Annotated in this window: 22 protein-coding genes and 1 pseudogene; 9 read left to right on the top strand and 14 right to left on the bottom strand. The window is 63.1% G+C overall.

Annotation, left to right across the window (positions count from 1 at the left end; all coding sequences use genetic code 11):
- Positions 1-42: 42 nt before the first annotated feature.
- The 9 genes and pseudogenes from V6093_RS04290 to V6093_RS04250 form a co-directional block, all read right to left on the bottom strand.
- Positions 43-630: a nucleosidase gene (locus tag V6093_RS04290; RefSeq protein ID WP_406669716.1), complete on the bottom strand. Its 588-nt coding sequence runs from the start codon at positions 628-630 to the stop codon at positions 43-45.
- A 56-nt stretch (positions 631-686) separates the two neighbouring features.
- The gene (locus V6093_RS04285) at positions 687-1,793 is read right to left on the bottom strand and encodes a carboxylate-amine ligase (protein WP_047602822.1); all 1,107 of its coding nucleotides are present in this window, start codon (positions 1,791-1,793) and stop codon (positions 687-689) included.
- Positions 1,794-1,799: 6 nt separating this feature from the next.
- Positions 1,800-2,753: a class I SAM-dependent methyltransferase gene (locus tag V6093_RS04280; RefSeq protein ID WP_014862014.1), complete on the bottom strand. Its 954-nt coding sequence runs from the start codon at positions 2,751-2,753 to the stop codon at positions 1,800-1,802.
- Complete coding sequence (locus V6093_RS04275; protein WP_406669715.1) at positions 2,753-4,084, bottom strand: iron-containing redox enzyme family protein; 1,332 nt, start codon at positions 4,082-4,084, stop codon at positions 2,753-2,755. Before V6093_RS04275 ends, V6093_RS04280 begins: the two co-directional genes overlap by 1 nt.
- Before the next feature lie 18 nt (positions 4,085-4,102).
- Positions 4,103-4,300: a hypothetical protein gene (locus V6093_RS04270; protein ID WP_014756700.1), complete on the bottom strand. Its 198-nt coding sequence runs from the start codon at positions 4,298-4,300 to the stop codon at positions 4,103-4,105.
- Positions 4,301-4,358: 58 nt separating this feature from the next.
- Positions 4,359-4,484, bottom strand: a pseudogene (locus V6093_RS04265) (general stress protein); the annotation flags it as partial.
- 204 nt (positions 4,485-4,688) lie between these two features.
- Entirely contained in the window at positions 4,689-5,972 is a 1,284-nt protein-coding gene (locus tag V6093_RS04260; protein ID WP_406669714.1) for an NTP/NDP exchange transporter, read from the bottom strand.
- 4 nt (positions 5,973-5,976) lie between these two features.
- Complete coding sequence (locus V6093_RS04255) at positions 5,977-6,888, bottom strand: aldo/keto reductase (RefSeq protein WP_144000115.1); 912 nt, start codon at positions 6,886-6,888, stop codon at positions 5,977-5,979.
- Between the two features lie 89 nt (positions 6,889-6,977).
- The gene (locus V6093_RS04250; protein ID WP_121783503.1) at positions 6,978-7,841 is read right to left on the bottom strand and encodes a Dyp-type peroxidase; all 864 of its coding nucleotides are present in this window, start codon (positions 7,839-7,841) and stop codon (positions 6,978-6,980) included.
- 184 nt (positions 7,842-8,025) lie between these two features.
- Between V6093_RS04250 and V6093_RS04245 the strand changes: the two genes are divergently transcribed.
- Positions 8,026-8,919: a bile acid:sodium symporter family protein gene (locus V6093_RS04245; protein WP_004576240.1), complete on the top strand. Its 894-nt coding sequence runs from the start codon at positions 8,026-8,028 to the stop codon at positions 8,917-8,919.
- Between the two features lie 34 nt (positions 8,920-8,953).
- Here V6093_RS04245 and V6093_RS04240 read toward each other — a convergent pair whose 3' ends face one another.
- Positions 8,954-9,421, bottom strand: coding sequence for a sterol desaturase family protein (locus tag V6093_RS04240; RefSeq protein ID WP_047602827.1), 468 nt, complete (start codon positions 9,419-9,421; stop codon positions 8,954-8,956).
- A gap of 397 nt (positions 9,422-9,818) precedes the next feature.
- Here V6093_RS04240 and V6093_RS04235 point away from each other — a divergent pair, with 397 nt between their 5' ends.
- Both V6093_RS04235 and V6093_RS04230 read left to right on the top strand, forming a co-directional pair.
- On the top strand, positions 9,819-10,532 hold the full coding sequence (locus V6093_RS04235) for an MgtC/SapB family protein (RefSeq protein WP_004374444.1): 714 nt from the start codon (positions 9,819-9,821) through the stop codon (positions 10,530-10,532).
- A 17-nt stretch (positions 10,533-10,549) separates the two neighbouring features.
- Positions 10,550-11,053, top strand: coding sequence for a GNAT family N-acetyltransferase (locus tag V6093_RS04230; RefSeq protein ID WP_047602828.1), 504 nt, complete (start codon positions 10,550-10,552; stop codon positions 11,051-11,053).
- Between the two features lie 43 nt (positions 11,054-11,096).
- Here V6093_RS04230 and V6093_RS04225 read toward each other — a convergent pair whose 3' ends face one another.
- On the bottom strand, positions 11,097-12,665 hold the full coding sequence (locus V6093_RS04225) for a sensor domain-containing diguanylate cyclase (protein WP_267827383.1): 1,569 nt from the start codon (positions 12,663-12,665) through the stop codon (positions 11,097-11,099).
- A gap of 152 nt (positions 12,666-12,817) precedes the next feature.
- Between V6093_RS04225 and V6093_RS04220 the strand changes: the two genes are divergently transcribed.
- On the top strand, positions 12,818-13,318 hold the full coding sequence (locus V6093_RS04220) for a DUF4142 domain-containing protein (protein ID WP_406669713.1): 501 nt from the start codon (positions 12,818-12,820) through the stop codon (positions 13,316-13,318).
- 8 nt (positions 13,319-13,326) lie between these two features.
- Complete coding sequence (locus tag V6093_RS04215) at positions 13,327-13,578, top strand: hypothetical protein (RefSeq protein WP_341782820.1); 252 nt, start codon at positions 13,327-13,329, stop codon at positions 13,576-13,578.
- Between the two features lie 112 nt (positions 13,579-13,690).
- On the opposite strand, the gene V6093_RS04210 is transcribed toward V6093_RS04215, so the two are convergent.
- The 3 genes from V6093_RS04210 to V6093_RS04200 all read right to left on the bottom strand — a co-directional run bounded on the left by V6093_RS04210 (position 13,691) and on the right by V6093_RS04200 (position 16,961).
- Positions 13,691-14,677 (bottom strand): DNA-binding protein, encoded by a 987-nt coding sequence (locus tag V6093_RS04210; RefSeq protein ID WP_346641145.1) that lies wholly within the window; start codon positions 14,675-14,677, stop codon positions 13,691-13,693.
- A gap of 345 nt (positions 14,678-15,022) precedes the next feature.
- Entirely contained in the window at positions 15,023-15,979 is a 957-nt protein-coding gene (locus tag V6093_RS04205) for an aliphatic sulfonate ABC transporter substrate-binding protein (RefSeq protein ID WP_070095443.1), read from the bottom strand.
- Positions 15,980-15,995: 16 nt separating this feature from the next.
- Positions 15,996-16,961 (bottom strand): ABC transporter substrate-binding protein, encoded by a 966-nt coding sequence (locus V6093_RS04200; protein ID WP_060545114.1) that lies wholly within the window; start codon positions 16,959-16,961, stop codon positions 15,996-15,998.
- 200 nt (positions 16,962-17,161) lie between these two features.
- Between V6093_RS04200 and V6093_RS04195 the strand changes: the two genes are divergently transcribed.
- The 4 genes from V6093_RS04195 to V6093_RS04180 all read left to right on the top strand — a co-directional run bounded on the left by V6093_RS04195 (position 17,162) and on the right by V6093_RS04180 (position 21,132).
- Positions 17,162-18,052 (top strand): LysR family transcriptional regulator, encoded by an 891-nt coding sequence (locus V6093_RS04195; RefSeq protein ID WP_047602832.1) that lies wholly within the window; start codon positions 17,162-17,164, stop codon positions 18,050-18,052.
- Between the two features lie 194 nt (positions 18,053-18,246).
- Positions 18,247-19,380: an acyl-CoA dehydrogenase family protein gene (locus V6093_RS04190; protein WP_406669712.1), complete on the top strand. Its 1,134-nt coding sequence runs from the start codon at positions 18,247-18,249 to the stop codon at positions 19,378-19,380.
- Positions 19,377-20,321 (top strand): D-isomer specific 2-hydroxyacid dehydrogenase family protein, encoded by a 945-nt coding sequence (locus V6093_RS04185; protein ID WP_144000112.1) that lies wholly within the window; start codon positions 19,377-19,379, stop codon positions 20,319-20,321. The genes V6093_RS04190 and V6093_RS04185 overlap by 4 nt, the downstream gene beginning before the upstream one ends.
- Before the next feature lie 16 nt (positions 20,322-20,337).
- Positions 20,338-21,132, top strand: a complete 795-nt coding sequence (locus V6093_RS04180; RefSeq protein WP_047602835.1) for a class II aldolase/adducin family protein — start codon at positions 20,338-20,340, stop codon at positions 21,130-21,132.
- The last annotated feature ends 34 nt before the right edge of the window (positions 21,133-21,166 follow it).

Genomic DNA, 21,166 nt, shown 5'->3' with positions numbered 1-21,166 from the left:
GGCGGGCGACAAAGGTTTAGCTGCCCTGCCCTGCGGCAACCGTCACGCTTGGCTGAACAACACCCGCTTGAACGCTTCGGCCGCCAAGTGCACTTGCACCGCCCAATCCCCCGCGGCTTCGCTGCCGGCATCATCGGAAATGTATTTCAGGCACACGAACGGGATACCTTCGCCACGCGCGATCAATGCCAGCACGTAGGCTTCCATGTCGACCACGTCGTAAGGTGCGTCGCCATGGTTGATCTCGAAGCTGTCACCGCTGCCACAGGTTTCCACAGCCAGGCCGGGTATTGCCGCCCCGTGCTCGAGTACCACCGGGGTGTCGGACAAGGGTGTTTCATAGCGGGCAAAGCCCAGCGCGGTCACATCCATGTCGCGTTGTACGAAGCGGTTACAGCACACGACTTCGCCCTTGCCATGATGCTGGCTGCCAGCCGAGCCCAGGTTGACGATAAGTTTGGGCCTGCGCGTGGCGATCGCCTTGGTCAGGGCGATAGCGGCATTGACCTTGCCAATGCCGGTGAACACGGTGTTCACCTCGGTAAAGGCATCGCCAGCCTCGGCCTCAAGCGCAAAGACGAACAGCGTGTCATTCAGGGAAATGTCGGGGAATTGCGTGATCAGCATCATGGAGCAGGTGTTTCCGAGTGGCTGCAAAGGGCGCGGCCATTGTCGGTCAACCCGGGCTAAATGCAAGTCCCGGCAGCCACCACGGCGCGTAGCGCCTGCCCTTTGCCAAGCCCGTCTGCCCTGGCCTGTGCCAGGCAGCGCAATTGCTGGTCGGCATGGGTGCCATGGCGCAGCACGTGCAGGGCGTGCCGGCAGGCGCGCTCGGCGTCCGCGCTGTCTATGGGTATCTGGGCCTGCAGTTGGGCGAGCCAGCCTTGCGCCGTGACCGGCTGCTGCTCGTGACAACCTATGAAGTGTGCGTGGCGCCCATGGCGTATGGCACGCCAGTAGTTCTCCTGGGCGATCCAGCGCAATTCGCGGCTGCAGGGTAGCGGGTCATGGCGGTAGGCAATGCTGTGTTCAACCAAGTGGCGAAACAGTGCTGCAATGCACAGAACGTCTTCCAGATTCGGGCAGCCATCGCAGATGCGCAACTCCACTGTCGGATAGCGCCGCGAAGGCCGGAGTGCCCACCAAAGGTCGCCATCGGCAGCCAGTGCACCGGTGCGCTGCAACAGGGTACGGTAGCGTTGATAGGCGGCCCAATCCGGCAACGCTTCGGGCAAGCCCATGTGCGGCCACTCACCACAGATCACACGGCGATAGCTCATGTACCCGGTAGCCTGGCCAGCCCACAGGGGCGACGAAGTGCTCAACACCAGCAACAACGGTAACCAGGGCAAAAGGCGGTTGATCAGTTGCATGCGGTCACAAGCTGGCGGCACGCCAACGTGCACATGCAGGCCATTGAGCAGGCTACGCCTTGCCACATGGCGGTAGTCATCGAACAGCTGCTGATAGTGCCCTTGTGCCGCGGGCTTCTGCCGCAGCCACGCGGCGCAGGGGTGGCTGGCCGCAGCGTATGGCCCCATCCCCTCTTCGGCCAATGCCACGCGCAGCCGCTGACGGCTGCGCTGGAAGAATTCACGCGCTTCATGCAGGTTGGTGAACACCGGCGACGCCAGCTCGATCTGGCTGCGGAACATTTCCTGGGCGAAATAGCGGCCAAGTGCTTCACGGCAGCGCCCGATCACCGCGGGTGACGGTGTGGCCGGAACCTGACCCGAGCCCAGGTTCACCAGCAGGTACTCTTCCTCGATGCCGAACGTACAGGGCCGGATCATGCTGCCTCAGCGGCTGCGGGTAACGGTGAGCGCCACGGCGGCGATGCGTTCGACCTGTTCGTAGCCCGGCTCAGCCAGTTGCTCGCCAAATACGTCCGGGTCGATTTCCCGATACACCCAAGCCCAATCCGGACCGGCCAGGCGCAGGCGGATGGCTTCGAGCAAGGCATCGCGGCCTTCGACAATGGCCACGCCTGTGTATAGCAGCAACGTACCGTGGCGGCTCAGCCGATCGCGAGCCTGCTCCACGATACGTAGCGACAGGTCGACGCCTAGCGCGCCTCCGCCGTGGCGGTACAGGCGGGCGTTGGGGTCCAGCATGTAGGGCGGGTTGGCAACGATCAGGTCGAACGTGCCGCTGATACCGTCCAGCAAGTCGCTGGGCTCGACCGACAGGTTACTCACACCCGCCAAGGCTGCATTGATTGCCGTATAGCGCAGTGCCAGGGGGTTGATGTCAACGGCGCTGACCTGTGCGTGCTGGGCGGCGCGGGCAATCAGCAAGGCGCCCACCCCGCTGCCACAGCCGATATCCACTGCATGCTCGACCCGCTCGGGGCAGTGCTGGAGGTGATCGCGGATGACCTGGGCAAAGCGGTAACTGTCCGGGCCGAAGAACACGGCATCGCTGGCGTCGGTTGGATACGCCGAATGCAGCAACAGTAAATCATCCAGGCTGGACCAGCGTACCGTGCTGATCAGCCGTTCACCCTGTGCACCCAACGCCTGCGCACGTTCGAGCAACAGTAACTGATCTGCCGACAGCAAACCTGGCTCGAAAGGTCGGCTCCAGCCGAATATATCGCGCAGGGTGCTGGCCTGCCCGCAGCCCTCGCGGGCATTGACGCGCGCGTGGGTGGCGGGTGTCACGCAGGTAAAGCGGTATCCATCGGCGCGCAGGCGCTGTCCCAGTTGTAGCAACGCCTGGTCTGCCTCGATTTGCCTGTGAGCGAGCATCATCAACGTGGTTCCTCCTGGCGCAGCCCGGTTACGCGCATGTAGGCGCGCGTGGCAGACAGACCGTCGGGCGTGGCGTGGCGATTGCCGACCATCCTCTGGATCAACGCCTTGGGGGCCACATTCAAGGCGTCCTTGGGTATGTCTTCAGGCTCCTCGGGCAGCCCCCAACTGCCAGGGGACACGCGGCGGATGGACGGCTGCCAATCGTCGGCGATCCAGTCATGCCATAGCTGTTTTTCATAGGCGTTGAACACTCCGAACATCGCCGCGGTCGGCCCGTCGATCAGCGTCCACCAGCGGCTGTTCGCTGGCGGCTGCCCTCTGCGGATCCAACCCTGAGCCTGCAATGCGGCAACGAATGCGGGCATGGCGCCGGGTTCGGCCAGCCATTGATTGATCGTACGCTGCTGCAGGCGGCAATGGTCGGCATGCATCAATTGGCCATAGACCCGCTTGCGTTCAAGGGCTGCAAACAGTTCGCCTTGCAGGTCGAACTGGCCGATGAGGTCTGGCGTGGCGATACCCCGGTCATTCAGGCGGTAGCCTACGCGCGCGCGGGCGTAGAACGCCTGCGTATCATGCGCGGGGCTTAGCTGGTTCAGCGCCTGAATTGCCAGGCGGGCGTGGCCGCTGGCGGCATTGTCGATGGTCACATGCAACTGAAAATACTGCCCGTCGATGCCCAGTTCGGCCAGCTCGTACGTGGTGATCAGCAGATGCAGCGGTGGCTGCTCATAACCGAGGTTGTAGCCAACCACCTCTGGCAGGTGAGTGTCGCAGTGCTGCCCCAGGGCAAGTTGCAGGGCCCCTTGCAGATACCGCGTGTCATCCAGGGGCATGGCCTCTACGCAACCCAGGCGACCAAGCAGGCGCTGATAGATCAGCACATGGTTGCAGCGTGGATCACCGTTGCCGAGCTCTTCCAGATAGGTGCGAATCAGCCCGTGATAACTTTGATCGCGCCAGTGATGCAGGGTGCCCTGTAGCCAGGCGCCATCCACGGCCTTGGTCGGCGCAACCTGTTGCAGGAACCACAATGCGTGGGCGCGGTTGGAAAAGTAACGCCGGGGCATGCCTTGACGGCGTTGTGCCCGGTAAACGGTGTAGGCCTTGGCGACCTCGGCGGTATGCTTCTTACTCCAGGCCGGCAACTCGGACGGTGTGTCGGGCAAGTCGTCCGGCATGCTCGCAGCCCCCGACAGTTGTTCCTCGAGCCATGAGCCGCTGCCAGCATCCTGGCCTGCGAGCATTGCTTGGTAGCGTTGTCGCAGGCTGGTCGATTCGGTGACCACTTGCGCAGTTCTTGCAGTATTGCGGTTCATCACCGTCATGCCGTGCTCCTTGTCTTCTTACTGGCTCGGCTTTTGGCCAGGCATCGGCTCGGGGTCGGGCGCAGGCTGCGGTGCAGGCTTGGAATCAGGTTGCTGCATCTGCAGCGAAGGCTTGCTGGGGTCGGAATCTTTACCAGGGTGGTCATTGTCGCGGTCGAAACAGCCGCCGACCAAGCTCAGCGCCGCCATCAGGATGATCAGTGGAGTCAGTCGCATGGAGTACCCCCTTGGATAATTGCAGTGCCAGGTCGCCCCGGCACTGCGCGTCGGTCAGTTACGAACGGCCGCCCTTGTGGCCCGACTCGCGGTCGTGGGGCATGTTGCCGCCCGAGGACTGGCCGCCCTTGCGACCGGCTTCGGAAGCTTTTTCACGGTCATTGGCGAAATTGCCCGGGTTCTTGTTACCGCCTTGGCTGCCTTGTTGATTGCCGGTGCGGCTGTTGTCTTTAGTGGCCATGGTGTTCAAACCTCATATGACTTCGGAATGCACGGCAAGATGCCGTACACAGATTCGGAGTTCGGCGATATCGGCAGATTCGCTTTATTACGAGAGGTTCGGACCGGTGGCGTTAAATAAGCGGCATCGCCGTATTTGGTGCGCGTGTCAGTGGTGCGGCGGGCTATCCATGCGCGCCTGGCGCCGGCCCAGCCAGCCACCCGTCGCGGCCCAGCCCACGGCAAGCAGCGCGCCGATCAGCATCGCCAATTGCGGGTGCTCGCCCATGACGTCCAACCCACGCTTGACCCAGCCGCTCAGCGCATCGCCGCCACGGTAGACCACCGTGTCGATGAAGTTCTTGGCTTTGTACTTGTCCTCGGCGGGCAGCACGGTGAACAGCATCTCCCGTCCTGGCCGTACCAGTGCGTATTCACCTGCCCGGCGCACCACCATCACCACCACGAACAGGGCAAACACCGGGGCCAGTGCCAGCCACAAGAAGCCGGCAGCCATGACCAGCGGCACTGCAACCAGCAACACACCGACACCCAGCCGACGGGCCAGGCGCCCGGTAAGAAAGACCTGGGTGAGGATGGCCAGGGCCTGCACAACCGTGTCGATCAGGCCGAACACCTGTGTCTGTCGGGTGCGGTCCGTGAAGGTTTCACTGACAATACGCGCCTGCTCGAAGTACAGGAATGTGCTGACGCTGGCCAGCAATACCACGAACAAAGCGATGCCTAGCAGATAGGGCGAGCGCAGGACGGCGGTGGCGCCGGTAAACGGGTTGCCACCCAGTGGCCGCGCGTCCTGATGTTCGGTTTGCATCGCAATGGGTTGACGGGCTCGCCAGCGTTGCAGGAACAGTGTCGCGCCGATACTGCCCAGCAGAAATACCGCCGCCAGCACCAGTAACCCGGCATGGCCGAGCGGCGCCACCAGCAGGGTGCCAAGCAGGGGGCCACTGAGCCCACCCAGGCTGGCCCCGGCTGCCAGCAGGCCGAACAGCCGCTTGCCTTGGGCGGTGGAAAACAGATCGGCGAGCACGCTCCAGGCCAGCGAGATCGTCAGCAAATTGAACACCGACAGCCAGATATAGAACGCCCGGGCGGTCCAGAGATCGTCAGGGTTACCGGCCAACAGTGCCGCGAACAGCAACAGGTTGCTGGCGAAAAAACCATAAGTCCAAGGCAGGATATGCCTGCGCTGCACCCTGGATGCCAGCCAGCCAAACAGCGGCAGGCACGCCAACGTGGCAATGAAGGTGCCGGTGAACAGCCACTGCAGGTTTTCCACGCCACCGGCAACGCCCAGGGTTTCGCGCACCGGGCGCAGCATGAAGTAACCGGTGAACAGGAGGTAGAACAGCAGCAAGCCGGCGATGACCGCCGGCCCCTCACCAGGCTGAATGTTCAGCCCTTGGTCCAGGCGCCGCCGCCAGGCTTGCATGGTGTCAGGCAAACTGTGTGATCAGCGCCTGTTGCTGCGCTTGGGTGAGCATTGGCTCATGCCCGGCCTTGAGCTGATCGAGCTGGCGGTCAGGTCGACTGGTAGCGGGTATGACCGTGGTCACTGCCGGGTGGCTGATGGCGAACTTGAGAAACAGCTGTGCCCAGCTGCCGATGCCTGCTTCGGCGGCCCAGCCCGGCAAGGCCTGGCCTTTGACCCGGGCGAACAGCCGACCATCGTCGAAGGCCCGATTGATCAACACCGCAACGCCCTTGTCCTGGCATAGCGGTAGCAATTCACGGGCAGCGTCAGGGGCGTTGACCGAGTAGTTGATCTGGATGAAGTCCAGCGGCTCGCTTCGCACGATACGCGCGACGTCGTCGTGGCCACTGTTCAGGTAATGGGTGATGCCGACATAACGCGTGCCGCCCTGCTGCTTCAGCTCGTGGGCATAAGGCAGCTGGGTCTGCCAGTCGCGCAGGTTGTGAATCTGCAGCAAGTCGACCTTGTCGGTGCGCAGGCTCCTGAGGCTGCCGGCCCACTGCGCTTGGGCTTCAGCCCGGCTATTGGCGGCGATCTTGGTGGCCAGGAAGCACTGGCGGTGCCAGCCGCCCTCCTCCAGCAACTGGCCGAGAATGCTGTCGGCGCCCCCGTAGTTGGGCGAGGTGTCGATCACCCGGCCGCCGCCTTCGAAAAATGCCTTCAGCACCGTTTTGAGCTGAAGGTATTGGGGCGAACCGCTTTCTACCTCGAAACTGCCCGAAGTACCGGCACCGATCACCGGCAACGCTTCACCGGTGGACGGGACTTTACGGGCCAGCAAACCCGCCGGCACGGCAGCGTGCAGCCAAGGGCTGGCGGCGGCCAGCAACCCCAATGTTGCACCTGCGCGTAGGACTTCACGACGTGCGTACATGGAAAATCTCCCGTCATGAATCGGAAATTTTCAAGCCTAGCCGCTCTGTCCCTTGCCTGCGGGTGTTTCTGTATCTGGATGTTTAGAGATCAGGCCCGCAGCAAGGGGCTCAGATCAACACCCGTCTCGCTCATTGGCGGGCACCAGTAGTAGCCCCCCGTCAGCGGGCGGCTAAAGCGGTACAGCCCGTCGATGATGCCGTCTTCCAGGCCACTCATGCGCCGCAGCTGCACCTCGAATGCCTCGAAACTCTTGCCCAGGGCGACGAAAGCCAGGCCGGCGCCGCGTTGGTCGGCCCAGGCTACCGAGCGACGGACCATGAACGCCTCGGGTTCAAAGCTTTCCTGGGCGGTGCGCTTGACGTGCGCGGACTCGGGGGCGTCGTCGAGTTCTTCGTTATCGCTCAAGCGACGGCCGATAATGTTGTCCTGGTCTGCCTGGGGCAACGACTTGAAGTATTGCAGGTCGTGCTTCCACAGCTGGAACGCGGCAAAGCTGGAGCCATCTGCGGCAATGGCCGCTTGCACCGCCTCTTCGTCTACCGGGTTTTCGGTGCCGTCTTCATAACCGGTAAGGTCATGGCCGCCCCGGTGCAGGAAGCCATCAACGCTGTCGGCCAGGCCCAGGGCGGGTGCCAGCGCCTGCTCCAGAGCCTGGGCGCGCAGCAGCAGGTCGCCACGTTCGTCGCCACGCAGCCACAGCCACAGGGCGTGTTGGGTGCTGGGGTTCTCCACCGCGGCATCCAGCAGCGGGAACGGGCGCAGGCCGGGTATTTCACGGCCCAGGGCCTTGGCCAGCGGGGCGCCTACACCCAGCAGCAACTGTTTGCCATCGACCTGCGGCAGCAAGGCATCCAGCGCGGCAGGCAACGCCTCGGGCGACTGCAGGGTGAAGAACAGGTGACGGGCGTGGGCCGGCACCGGGGTGGCAAGCAGACCTTGCTGGAACGGCATATCAGGCTAATCCTAAGGTAAAAACGGAATGCTACTTCGCCTGCATGCCTGCTGCAATGCGGCATGCAGCCTCGCCAGCCGCTGCACGTGGTAACAAACGGTTACCAAGAGCTGGCCCTTTGCAATTAGCTATCGATCAAGGCCGACCTACACTGCTTCAGATACTTCGCCCGAGATCCCCCTCATGACCGCCTCGCCCCTGCTCACTGCGTTTCTGCCGCTTGCCCTGGGCATCATCATGCTTGGCCTTGGGTTGTCGCTGACCCTGGCTGACTTCGCTCGCGTGGTGAAGTACCCAAAGCCCGTGGTGGTGGGCCTGGTGTGCCAGATCCTGCTGTTGCCGCTGGTGTGCTTCCTGATCGCCAACGGCTTTGGTCTGGAATCTGCCCTGGCAGTGGGGTTGATGCTGCTGGCTGCTTCGCCGGGCGGTACCACGGCCAACCTGTTCAGCCATCTGGCCCACGGCGACGTGGCGTTGAACATCACCCTGACGGCGGTCAACTCACTGATCGCGATCCTGACCATGCCGTTGCTGGTGAACCTGTCGCTGAGTTGGTTCATGGCCTCGGACCAGGCTATTCCACTGCAGTTCGCCAAGGTCATGCAGGTGTTCGCCATCGTCTTGCTGCCGGTGGCGCTGGGCATGCTGATTCGCCATTTTGCCCCGGCGTTCGCTGCGCGCATGGAAAAGCCGATGAAGCTGGTGGCTGCGCTGTTCCTGGCCTTCACCATCGTCCTGGCACTGGCCAAGGACTGGCAGACAGTGGTCGAGTACGCACCGGTGGTGGGCCTGGCGGCGCTGCTGTTCAACTTGCTGAGCCTGACGGTGGGCTATTGGGTGCCGCGGCTGTTGAGCATTCCCAAGCGCCAGGCGATTGCCATTGGTATGGAAATTGGCATCCATAACGGGACCTTGGCGATTGCCCTGGCGTTGAGCCCTTCGCTGCTGAACAACGCGACCATGGCGGTGCCCGCTGCGTTGTACAGCTTGATCATGTTCTTTACTGCGGCCGGGTTTGGCTGGTGGGTGAGCCGCGGGCATGTGACGGCAGAGCCCAAAGGTGAAACCGTGAACTGACGTCACCCAATGCCCGGCAGGTGCCGGGGATGCGTCACGATGGGCTGCGCCTGCTGCGCAGTTGCTGCTTCAACACCTTCAGCGGCGGCGCATAGAAGAACCCGAACGACACGCTCCCCGTGCGCCCCTTCACCGCATGGTGCAGGCGGTGCGCGCGGTGCAAGCGTTTCAGGTAGCGGTTGACCGGCCGCGGCTTGCGCGGCCAGTGCCGGTGAAAGAAGCCGTCGTGGGCCAGTACATACAGTGCCCCATACCCTGCCACACCACCGCCCACCCACTGCAAAGGCGCATAACCACTTTTGCCCAGCGCCACCAGCGCCGTGGCGATCAGCCCCAGGGCCACCAGGTACAGGTCGTTGGTTTCGAGCATGCCCAGGTGTGGCTCATGGTGCGATCGGTGCAGCCACCAGCCCCAGCCATGCATGATGTACTTGTGAGCCAGCGTACCAACGCCCTCCATGGCCACCAGGGTGCCGAACAATATGGCGAGATTGAACAGCATGGAACGGTCCGGGTGATGGCAAAGGAAGGCGCAAGGTTACCGGCTGCCCAGGGTTTTTTCCATGTGGGCGTGACCGGCAGCAGGCCGTTCCCGGATGAAGCCATTGTCATGTGTTTGCCCTTGACCTGCTTTGCCCTGCGGCGTATGGTCCGCGACGCAATTTTGCCTTCCTCAACAGGAGACCTGCCTTGGACAGTAGCCCCAGTCGCTTGCGACAGGCCCGCGTGGCGCGCTAGCCCGGCAGTGTTCTGCACTGTCTGGCCGCTCTGGCAAGACGGTGGTTTCCTATAACCCCCGCTTCTCCTTCCCTCCGCGTGGTCCTGCGCAATTTCTGGTTATTTCAACCGCGCCAACTGATGGCGTTCATGCAGGCGTGTGCCTGCGGAAGAGGTTTGCTATGGATTGGAAAGTATTTCTGCTGCGCGTCAGCATTGCCCTGGTGCTGGGGGCGCTGATCGGTGCCGAGCGGCAATTGCGCCAACGCCTGACCGGGCTGCGCACCAATGCGCTGGTCAGTACCGGTGCCTGCCTGTTCGTATTGATGACCCAGGCGGTGCCAGGCATGGCGCCTGCCGATGCGTCGCGGGTCGCAGCCTATGTGGTGTCGGGCATCGGCTTTCTCGGCGGTGGTGTCATCATGCGCGATGGTTTCAATGTACGTGGCCTGAACACCGCGGCCACCTTGTGGTGCACGGCTGCGGTCGGCGTGCTGTGCAGCCTCGGGCTGATGATGGAGGCGGCACTGGGTAGCCTGGTGGTGCTCTGCGCCAACATCTTGTTGCGTGATATCGCCCAGCGCCTCGACCGTCAGGATGTAGTGCCGGCCAGCGAGGTGGAACAGCATTTCGAAGTCCGTATCGTCTGCCGCGGCGAGGACGAGATCCAGGTGCGTAGCCTGATGCTGCACAGCCTGGGCGATCCACAACTGCGCCTGCAGTCGTTGCAGAGCCAGGACCTGGACAACCCTGCGCGCCTGGAAGTGCGCGCCGAGCTATTGGGCACCGCGCAGGCGCCGGCGCAATTGGAGCGCCTGGTCAGCAGGGTCAGCCTGGAGAAAGGTGTAAGCTCGGTGCGCTGGCAATTACAGCCGCAGGTGCTGGCGACGGATTAGAACGACAGGAGTGACTCATGCTTATCCGCCCTACCCTTGACCGGGACATCACGTCGCTGCCGGACGTCGAGCGCTCGGCAGCCCAGGCTTTTGCCAGTTGGCCGGCACTGGCCTGGCTGGCGCAAGGCGAAGTCATGGATTGCGCGGCGCACAGGGCTTTCGTCGAGGCAGGTGGTAGTTGGGTGGCGCAGGACCCGGCTGGGCGCATTGTGGGTTTTGCCTGCGCCCGGCTGGCGGATCAGGCATTGCACCTTCATGAGATATCGGTTCGCCAGGAGGCCCAAGGGCAAGGTGTCGGGCGCCGGTTGCTGCAGCAAGTGGTCGATGCAGGCCGCTGCGCCGGTGTACGCGAGCTGACGCTGACTACCTTTGTGGATGTGCCGTGGAATGCGCCGTTCTATGCACGTTTCGGGTTCGAGATGCTTCAGGAAAGCCGGCTTTGCGAACGACTCCAGAGCATCCTCGCAAGCGAGCATGCTCACGGTCTCAGCGGGCGTTGTGCAATGCGCCTGGGGCTTTAGCGTTTCATCGCGACGCATGGTGCCCCCGCGCTCTCCAGCCAAGTCAGCAACCCTGCCCCGCCGCCACACTACCCGCCACGCAATACCCGTCCCGCCCCTGCTGTTTGGCCTGGTACAACGCCCTGTCCGCCGCCGCGACCAGCGCCTCAGCAGTGACGCCCTCCCGCGCCAGGTCGACCACCGCGACCCCGGCACTGAACGATACCCTCCCCAATGGGCTAGCGGCATGTTCCAGTGCCTGTCGGCGCACCAGCTGCTGTAACTCCTGCACCAGCAGTTCCGCCCCGCGGCCATCGGTATCGGGCAGCAACAGCGTAAACTCCTCCCCACCATAGCGCACCGCCAGATCGGCCGGCCGTTTCAAGGCCTGCTGCAGCACGTCGGCAAAGCGTCGCAAGCACTGGTCGCCAGCCGGGTGACCGTAGCGGTCGTTGTAGGCCTTGAAGTAATCCAGGTCTAGCATCACCAGCGCCAGGGGGTAGCCTTGGCGCCGTGCACGGCGCAGCTCAGGTTCGAATACCCCATCCAGCCGCCGACGGTTACCCAGCCCGGTAAGGCTGTCGGTCAAGGCCAACGCTTTCAGCGTCTGATGCGCCTGGAGCAGCGCCCGCTCGATGGCGATCCGCTCGCGCAGTTGGCGCAGCACCACCCCGCCAAACGCTGCCAGCCCTACCAACAACAGCAGCAATACCGCCACCGACTTGATCGCATCGTACCGCCAGGGCGCGACAATGGATTCACGCGACAGCCCCGCCTCCACGACCAACGGGTAGCTGGACAACGCGCGGTAGCCATACAGCCGAGGGGTACCATCGACGACCGCTACCGCCTCGGCTACCCCTTCTGTGGCATACGGTAAGTGGTTGCGGAAGATCTCACTGTTGGCAAGACTTCGGCCTATCACCTGTTCCACGAACGGGCGCCGTACCAGGAGGGTGCCGTCGCGCTTGGCCAGCACCAGCGCGCCGCGTTCGTCGATCTTGAAGTCACCGTAGTAACGCACGAACCACTCCACTTTGATGGTGCCGAGCAATACGCCGGCGAAGCTGCCGTCGGCATACTCCAGGCGCCTGGAAATAGGAATGATCAGGTCGCCGGTGGAACGGCTGCGCACCACCGAACCGATACGTACACCAGGGTCGGTATGGCTGCGGTGATAGGCGAAGTAGTCCCGGTCGGCGTTATTGGCGTTGGGCGGGATGGCCGCCTGATCAGTGACGATCCAGCTGCCGTCCGGGCCGTAAACGAAAAGCCCGTGCAACTGCGGCATGATGCTTTTTTGCTGGGCCAGCAAGGCGTGCAGGCGGGGCCGGTCGATGTGATCGAAACCATCGCCTTCCAGCCGCTCGGCCAAGGCTGCGGTAATGGCGTCGACCTGGCGGATAGCGTCCTCGGCGTGCTGCGCCGTGGCTCGGGCCAGGTTGCTGACCATGTTCTCGGCATTGTGATAGGCAAAGCGGTAGTCGCGCCAGATGCGCCAACCTTCCACCAGTACAAATGCCAGCATCACCACCAGCATGAACGCCAGTACCAGGCGGAACAGCGCCACCGCGCGGCCCTCGCCACTTATGGCGTAAAGCCCATCGTCGTCCTGTTTCCTGGCTGCGCACATTGGAATCCCTGGCCGTACCGCGTTCGCCGTCTTCACTATAGTTCAGCGTCGCACGGTCGGAACCGGCGGTAAAAAAGATTAAACCTTTGCCCTGCCTTCCCCCTCAACCGTACGCGACATTGAGGTCGCGCCACGGTTTAAAGGAGTGAAGCATGAAGAGTCTCTTCATCAGACGCGTTGGTTTTTCCATGGTGTTGGGCCTGGCATCGGTGCAAGCAATGGCCGCGACTTCCGATGATTTCGTCGATGCGGCCACCGAAGCCGCCATTGCCGAAGTGGTGACTGGCAAGCTGGCTCAGGAGAAAAGCCAAAACGCCGAGATCAAGACATTCGCCCAGCAAATGGTCACCGACCACACCCAGGCCAACCAGAAACTCGGCGACATTGCCCGCAAACTGGACATTTCGGTTCCGGATGAAGCCGCGATGACCGACAAGATCAAGAAAATGATCCTGGAGTGGCGCGATGAGTCCTTCGACAAGTCGTACCTCAACAACCAGGTCGACGCTCACGAAAAAGCGGTGGAGCTGTTCAAGAAAGAGGCTGCATCGTCCGACAAGGCTGAACTGAAGGCCTTTGCCAGCGAAACGCTGCCCAAACTCGAACAGCACCTGGAGCAGGCCAAAGCCCTTCAGTCCAAGCACGGCAAGTGAGGCCGCACATGAGTAACGATGCATTGAAGACCGAAGTACTTACCCGCCTGTTGCATGCGCACCCCGAAGGGCTAGGCAAGGAAGTACTGGACAACTACCGCGGCGAAAAGGCGGTGGCCGGCATGCTCAGGACGTTGCAGGAAGCCGGCTTGATTCACGACGGTAGCGTGGCGATAAGCAGTGATCATCAGATCAGCGTGCACTACCCTATCAAGCTGTCGGCGGCAGGCGTAGAGGCCGCCAGGCGCGCTGAAGGCTGACAGTCGTCTGTGGTGACCGTCGCCGGCAAGCCGGTTCCCAAGGGATCGCACATGGCTTGCCGGCAACGAGACCAGTAATCAAGGAAGAAACCACCCACCAGGAAACGCCTGATTAATCTGCGACCGGGGCCAACTGCGCGCGACACTGCGCCAGCGCCTCGTCGCGTGCCTTCAATTGTTCCTCAAGCCACTGCAACTGCCGCGCCTGCTCGGCGCACACGTCGCGCCTGGTTTCAAGGTTCTGGGCTTGCACATCCAGCTGCCGGCGCATCTCTTCGCTGGCGCCTTGTGCCTGGGCCAGGATCGTGCGCAGGCCTTGGATCTGCGCATCGCGTTGTTCCAGCAACTCATCCTGCGCCCGGCATTCACTGGCCGCCTGACGATGCTCTCCCAGCAACCGCTCATTGTCACGGTGCAAGCGGGTAAGTTCGTCCTGCTTGACGATCATGCCCTGCTGCATCTGACGTAATTCCACCTGCATCTGCTGCAACTGCGCTTCGTGGCGGCGCTGTTCCTGCTCACGCTGTTCACGGCTGGCATTGCGGTAGTGCTCCAGGGCGTCGCGGGCATGGCGGTGCTTGTCTTCCAACGATTTGACCTGCTCGTCCTTGTCAGCCAGGCGCACCTGCAACTCACCCAGCGACTGGTTGAGGCTGGCACTGCGCAGCTGTTCGGCTTGCAGCGTGCTCTGCGTGGACAACAGTTTTTCTGTCTCTGCAGCCAATGCCGCTGCATCGATCTTGTGTTGCTGATGCGCTGCAGCCAGTGCCTGCTGGGCGATTTCCAGCTGCGCCTCAAGCGTCTCGCGCTGTTGCGTGAAGGTGCTCTCGGCCTGCTCGATCTTCAGGTCGGCCTCGTCCTGCAGCTGGGTTGCCAGTTGCCCAACCAGGCGGCTCAGCACATCGCTCAGCGCGACCCCGCCCTCGGAAGCCACCGGCTGCTGGCCGTTCAGTTCCTTCAGGTAGCGGTGAATCGTGGTTTTGGAGCCGGTATTGCCCAATTCGATACGTATGGCATCGATGCTGGGGTTCTCACCCCGGGCGATCAGTGCCTGACGTGCCTGCTGCACTACCACCTTGTTGATGCCGCCACGGGCCATGCTTGCTCCTACGATTTTGTACTGTGTTATGTAATATGTAATTACGTACCAATTGTGGCGATAGAAAACCCCGCCTGCAAACATTTCCTCAGGTGGAATAATCACGGCTTATCGTATGTGAGCATCCAAATTGCTCGAATGAGAGGAGTCAGCAAGTGGTGATGAGGTATTGCAGGGTAAGCACGACGATTCCAGTCACTGGAGCACGCGGAGAATGAGCTGTGAGTCCGGTTTGTCTAGGAGGCTCAAGGCATCGTTGGGTTGTGCTGGATCCACCGGAGAAGGCGGCGCCCGCGCGGTGCGGGCACTGCAGCTGATTTTCAGTGGTACTTCTGAAACACCACGCTAGTTGCTAGGCGGCTGATACACGTCCACCGCACTGGTATCCACCGCCTTGGGTAACAACCCCTCGCGATAGAACGCGTCGGCAATCCGTTGCTGCTCGGTCAGGTTGTCCAGCTTCACCGGCTGCACATCGTAACTGCGCCGGGCGTTGGCCTGCTGCACCGTGGCGCTGTCCAGATTCCCCCACAGCGGGCCAAGGATGCGGGCAGCGGCCTCGGGGTTGGCCTTGGTCCAGGCGCCGGCTTCACGCAATGCCAGGTACACCTGCTGCAATACCTCAGGATGTGCCTTGGCATAGTCGCTGCCGGCGAGGTAATAGCGCTGGTAACTGGCCAGTTCGCTACCGTCGGCCAGGATCCGTGCGTTCTGCTGACGCTGGGCGCTGGCCACGTAAGGGTCCCAGGTTACCCAGGCATCGACCTTGTGGTTCTCGAAGGCGGCGCGGCCGTCGGCGGGGATCAGGTACGCCGGGGTGATGTCCTTGAAGGTCAGCCCAGCCTTGGCCAGGGCCTGGATCAACAGATAGTGGCTGCCAGCGGCTTTGGTCACCGCCACACGCTTGCCTTTGAGGTCGGCCAGGGTCTTGAGCGGTGAATCCGCCGGCACCAGGATCGCCTGGGCGGTCGGCGAAGGTGCTTCCCGGGCGAAATAGGTCAACTGGGCGCCTGCCGCTTGAGTGAATACCGGCACGGTGTCGGCAACGTCCGCCGAGAGGTCGACATTACCTAGGTTCAGAGCCTCCAGCAGCGGCAGACCGCTGGGGAACTCGTGCCAGGTCACACGAATGCCCTCGGCCTGCAGGCGCTGTTCGAGGCTGCCCCGGGCCTTCAGCAGGGTCAGCAGGGTCGAGGACTTCTGGTAGCCGATGCGCAAGGTCTGCTCGGCGCTGGCAAGGCTTGGCAGCAAGGCGCTGGCGAGCAGCGCCAGGCCCAATTGGCGCAGGGGTTTAAAGGTCATGGGTACGTCTCCGGGATCAGGGTTGCGCTGCAAGCTTGGCGGCGGCGGGAAGGGTGAAACCGGTGGCAAAGGTCGGGGCCACATCGAGGCGCTCGATCATCAGGCCGTGGGCGTGGTAGAAGTCGGCGGTGTCCTGCTGCTCGGCTACGGTTTGCGTGTCGATTACCTGCCAGCGCAACTGCCGACGCTCGAATTGCAAGCGGGCGGCCTCTACCGGAAAGCCAATGATCGCTGCCAAGGTTCTCGAGTAGGTATCCAGGTGTTGGTTGGCCCACACCTGGGCTGCGGCCAGGCGGTTGAGATAGTCCTGCAGCGCCGCACGACGCGCAGGCTCCTCCAGCGCCTTGTCGGTGGCGGCAAGAAAACTGTTGCCGCTGGACAGGCCGCGACCGTTGACCAACACACGGCCCTGCCCACTCAACTCGGCCAGCGCTGTGTAAGGCTCCCAGGTCGACCAGGCATCCACCGAGCCGTTGGCCAGGGCGATCTTGGCGTCCACCGGCCCAAGGAAACGGAACTCCACGTCCTTCTCAGTCAGCCCTGCCTGGGCCAGCGCCTTGAGCGCCAGGTGGTGCCCGATCGACCCTCGCCCGGTGGCGATGCGCTTGCCCTTGAGCTCGGCTGCACTGCGCAGCGGCGCCTCCGGCCGCACCAGCAACGCCGTGCCATAAGGGTCGGACTTGTCCACTGCGATGGCCTTGACCGGTGCTCCGGAGGCCAGCACGAACAGCAGTGGCGCATCACCAATGATGCCGGCGTCGATCGCCCCAGCGTTGAGCGCCTCGGCCAGCGGCGCGGCGGCGGGGAACTCAGCCCAGCGTATATCGTAGGGCAGGTCGCGCAGAGCGTCGGCGGCCTCCAGCTGGGCGCGCATGTTACCCTTTTGGTCGCCGATGCGCAGGGTCAGGCGCTCGCCGGCGCCAGCATGACCGGCCAGCAGCAGGGCAACGGCAACGGTCAGCAGCTTCGTTCGGATGGACATGATGCTCCTCGGTGTCTTGGCGGGCGGCCTCATGCGGCCCGGGTCAAGCGACTCTAGCGAGATCCTTCAAATAAATTAAATTGATTTTAGGAATAACCTAATATGCGTTTTGTCTTCTAAAATCATCCCGATGGCGCTGCCCTCCAGTGCGATGATGCTGATGCCAGATTTTTTCCCGTTCGACCCAGAGAGCGCCGATTATGAAAATCGATGATATGGACGCCTTCGTCGCCGTCATTCGTTGCCAATCCACCAACCTTGCCGCCGAGGCCCTGCAACTGACGCAGCCGGCCATCACCCGCCGGCTGCAGAATTTCGAGGAAGACCTCGGCGCCACCCTCCTCGACCGCAACACCAAGCCGCTCAAACCCACCCCCATGGGCTTGCGGGTCTACGAGCAGTGCAAGGCGATCCTGCGCGAAATAGACTCACTGCGTGAACTGGTAGCCAACGATGGCGCGCCATCGGGCACCTTGCGCCTGGGTGTGCCGCAGACGTTGGGCGACGTTGTGCTGCTCGACGCCCTGGCACAGATCCGCGAGACCTACCCTCAACTGCGCACCCAGGTCACCAGCGGCTGGGGCAGCAGCCTGATCGCGCGCATGGAAAATGGTGAGCTGGACGCTGCGGCGGCGCTGTTCCCCCCAGGCAAGATTTTCCCCGAAGGGATCGCCAGCCAGTCGATCGCGCGCATGCCGCTGAGGGTGGTCACGGCCAAGGGCAGCGCCGGCAAGCGCAGTTACAAACTCAAGGACTGCTACACCCGCGGCTGGGTGCTGAACCCGGATGGCTGTGGTTTCCGCGCTGGGTTGCAACGGGCATTGAGTGAGCAAGGGCTGAGCCTGTCGATCAACCTGGAAACCTTCGGCACCGAGTTGCAACTGGGGCTGGTCGCCAATGGCCAAGGCCTGGGACTGGTTCCCGAGCCGCTGCTGCAGACCAGCCGGCACCGCAATGCGCTGGATGTACTGAATATCAGCGATTTCAAGCCGCAGGTGGATCTGTGGCTGTTCCATCCGCGCTACCTGGGTAATTTGCAGGAGCCAGTGGAGCTTTTTGGTGAGGTGGCGGGACATCGATTGCTGGGTTGAGATCACTGGCCTGTGCAGCCTTGTGTGGCGAAAGGGCTGCAATACGGCCCTAACTCTAAATGCAATATGCGCATAACCAGAAAGATACTAAATTAGAAAAACTAATAATTAGCATAGAACTAAAAAGACTTTTACAGCCTTCATCCATACGAATACGGTCTTAAGCAGTACACCGTCATTCAGGGATGAGCCTCATGAGTCAACCGTCCGACAGCGCGCTCGCCGAGCTGACGCTGGCCCTCGCGGCAAACGCCGAGCGCTACGACCGCAGCGCCCAGTTCCCCCACGACAACTTCCACTTGCTGCACCGCCACGGGCTGCTCGCCCTCACCGTACCCCGTGCCCTCGGCGGAGGCGGCGCGGACCTTGCCAGCGCCCGCCGGGTGATCGGCGCGGTCGGCAAGGGTGACCCGGCCACCGCGCTGATCCTGGTGATGCAATACCTGCAACATTTTCGCCTGCAGGACGAAGCACGCTGGCCCCAGCCTCTGCGCCAGCGCGTGGCTTACGATGCCGTGCGGCACGGCGCGCTGATCAACGCCCTGCGCGTCGAACCTGAACTGGGCACCCCGGCCCGTGGTGGCCTGCCCGCCACCGTGGCGCGCCGCACGGCCGAAGGCTGGCGCTTGAACGGGCGAAAGATCTACTCCACCGGCAGCCACGGCCTGACCTGGTACCTGGTGTGGGGCCGCAGCGACGACACCGACCCGTTGGTCGGCGGCTTCCTTGTGCACCGCGACACGCCTGGCATCACGATCATCGATGACTGGGACCACCTGGGCATGCGCGCCACCTGCAGCCACGAAGTGCGCTTCGACGATGTGCTGATTCCCCTCGACCACGCCGTCAGCGTCAGCCCCGCCAGTGCCCCGAAGGCCGAACTCGACGGCGAGAGCCTACTGTGGATGGCGGTGCTACTGCCGGCCGTATACGACGGCGTGGCCCGCGCCGCGCGCGACTGGCTGGCGGGCTTTCTCAAGCAGCGCACACCTTCCAACCTGGGGGCGCCGCTGGCCAGCCTGCCACGCTTCCAGCATGTACTGGGCCGCATCGACACCCTGCTGTTCGCCAACCAGAGCCTGCTCGACGGTGCTGCCGCCGGGCACATCTCACCCCAGCATGCCGGGCAGCTCAAGCATCTGGTCAGCGCCAACGCCATCCAGGCCGTGGAACTGGCCATCGAGGCCGCCGGCAATCCCGGGCTGTCGCGGCGCAACCCGCTGGAGCGCCACTACCGCGATGTACTCTGCAGCCGGATCCACACCCCACAGGACGATGTGGTGTTCGGCCAGGTCGGCCGTGCCGCGCTGACGGAGGTACAGGCATGAACCACTCGATCATCGCCAGCCAGCTCGACGACCAGGCCAACCAGCACCTGCGCGAACACTTGCCAGGCCATGAAGTCATTGATATCGCCCCCGACCAGCTGGCTGTCGAAGCCCCCGCCGATGTGTTCATCCTGCGCCCGATCAATGTGCGGGGGCAACGCGTAGACACCCCGCCACCTGGGTGGCCCTGGGGCTTGAAGTGGGTGCAACTGGTGTCTTCGGGCATCGACTTCTACCCCGACTGGGTGTTCCAGGGTGCAACGGTAACCAGCGGCAAAGGCGCCAACGCCGAACAAGTGGCCGAGTTTGCCCTGGCCTTGGTGTTCGCCGCCGCCAAGCAACTGCCCGGTCTGTGGGTCAAGGACGCCGACTGGCGCCTGACCCCGCTGGCACCTTTGCGTGGCCGCACCCTGGGCATCCTCGGCTTCGGCAGTATCGGCCAGAGCCTGGCGCGCAAGGCCGTGGCCCTGGGGCTTCGGGTTCTGGCCCTGAGCCGCCCCGGCCAGGCCATCGCAGACATCCCTGGCGTAGAACGTGTGGCCGACCTGCGACAGCTGTTCGCCGGCAGCGACCATCTGGTGCTGGCCGCCCCGCTCACTGCGGCCACCCGTGGCCTGATCGACCGCCAGGTCCTGGCCTATGCCCGCCCCGGCCTGCACCTGATCAACATTGCCCGCGGCGGCTTGCTCGACCAACAGGCCCTGCTCGACGCCCTGGACAGCGGCTTGATCGGCCGGGCCAGCCTGGATGTCACCGAACCCGAGCCACTGCCGGCAGGCCACCCTTTGTACCACCACCCTCGGGTGTTCCTGTCACCGCACACCTCGGCCATTTCCGAGGACGGCTACCCGGCCTTTCTCGACGCCTTCATCGCCAACTTCCACCGCTACCACGAGCAGGCGCCCCTGGCCAACCTGGTCGACACGGCGCGCGGCTATTGATTACCGGAGAGCACCCATGAGTCCACTGTCTGCCGTCACCACCAGCACCTACAACGTACGCGACCGGGTCAGCGCCGAAGAGTGGGAGGTGCGGGTCAAGCTGGCCGCCGCTTACCGTCTGGCTGCGCTGCTGCGCTGGACCGACCACATCTACACGCACTTCTCGGTCCGCGTGCCGGGACCGCACGAGCATTTTCTGATAAACGCCTTCGGCCTGCTGTTCGACGAAATTACCGCCTCCAACCTGGTCAAGGTCGACGTCGACGGCGCAATCATCGACGACCCGCTGGGGCTGGGCATCAACCAGGCCGGCTACGTCATTCACAGCGCCATCCACCGCGCACGGCCTGATCTCAAGGCTGTGCTGCACACCCATACTCGCGACGGCGCGGCGGTGTCCGCCCAGCGCGACGGGTTACTGCCGATCTCCCAGCATGCCTTGGCCTACTACAGCCGCGTGGTTTACCACGACTACGAAGGCGTCGCCCTGGACCTGGACGAGCAAGCACGGCTGGTGGCCAATCTGGGCGACAGCAACATTCTTATTTTGCGCAACCACGGGCTGCTGACCGGAGGTGTCAGCGTGGAACACGCGTTCCGTGAGCTGCATGGGCTGGAGCGGGCCTGCAACATCCAGGTCGCCGCCCAGGCCGGGGGCAACGACCAACTGTTACATGCCTCAGAGGCGGCGATTGCCAAGGTGCATGAGCAGTCCAAACGGTTTTCCGATGGTCAGGGGGAAAGCATCCAGCGGCATTGGGATGCGCTGATTCGGCAGTTGGATCGCGAGGGCCGCGATTACCAGGACTGACTCCAAGGCACCTTTTGCCTGTTCCTGAATTGGC

This window comes from Pseudomonas putida group bacterium ESBL64 (assembly GCF_045277175.1).
GTDB classification, from domain to species: domain Bacteria; phylum Pseudomonadota; class Gammaproteobacteria; order Pseudomonadales; family Pseudomonadaceae; genus Aquipseudomonas; species Aquipseudomonas alloputida.
Note: the sequence above shows the minus strand (reverse complement) of the source record. Positions and strands in the feature narration are given on the sequence as shown.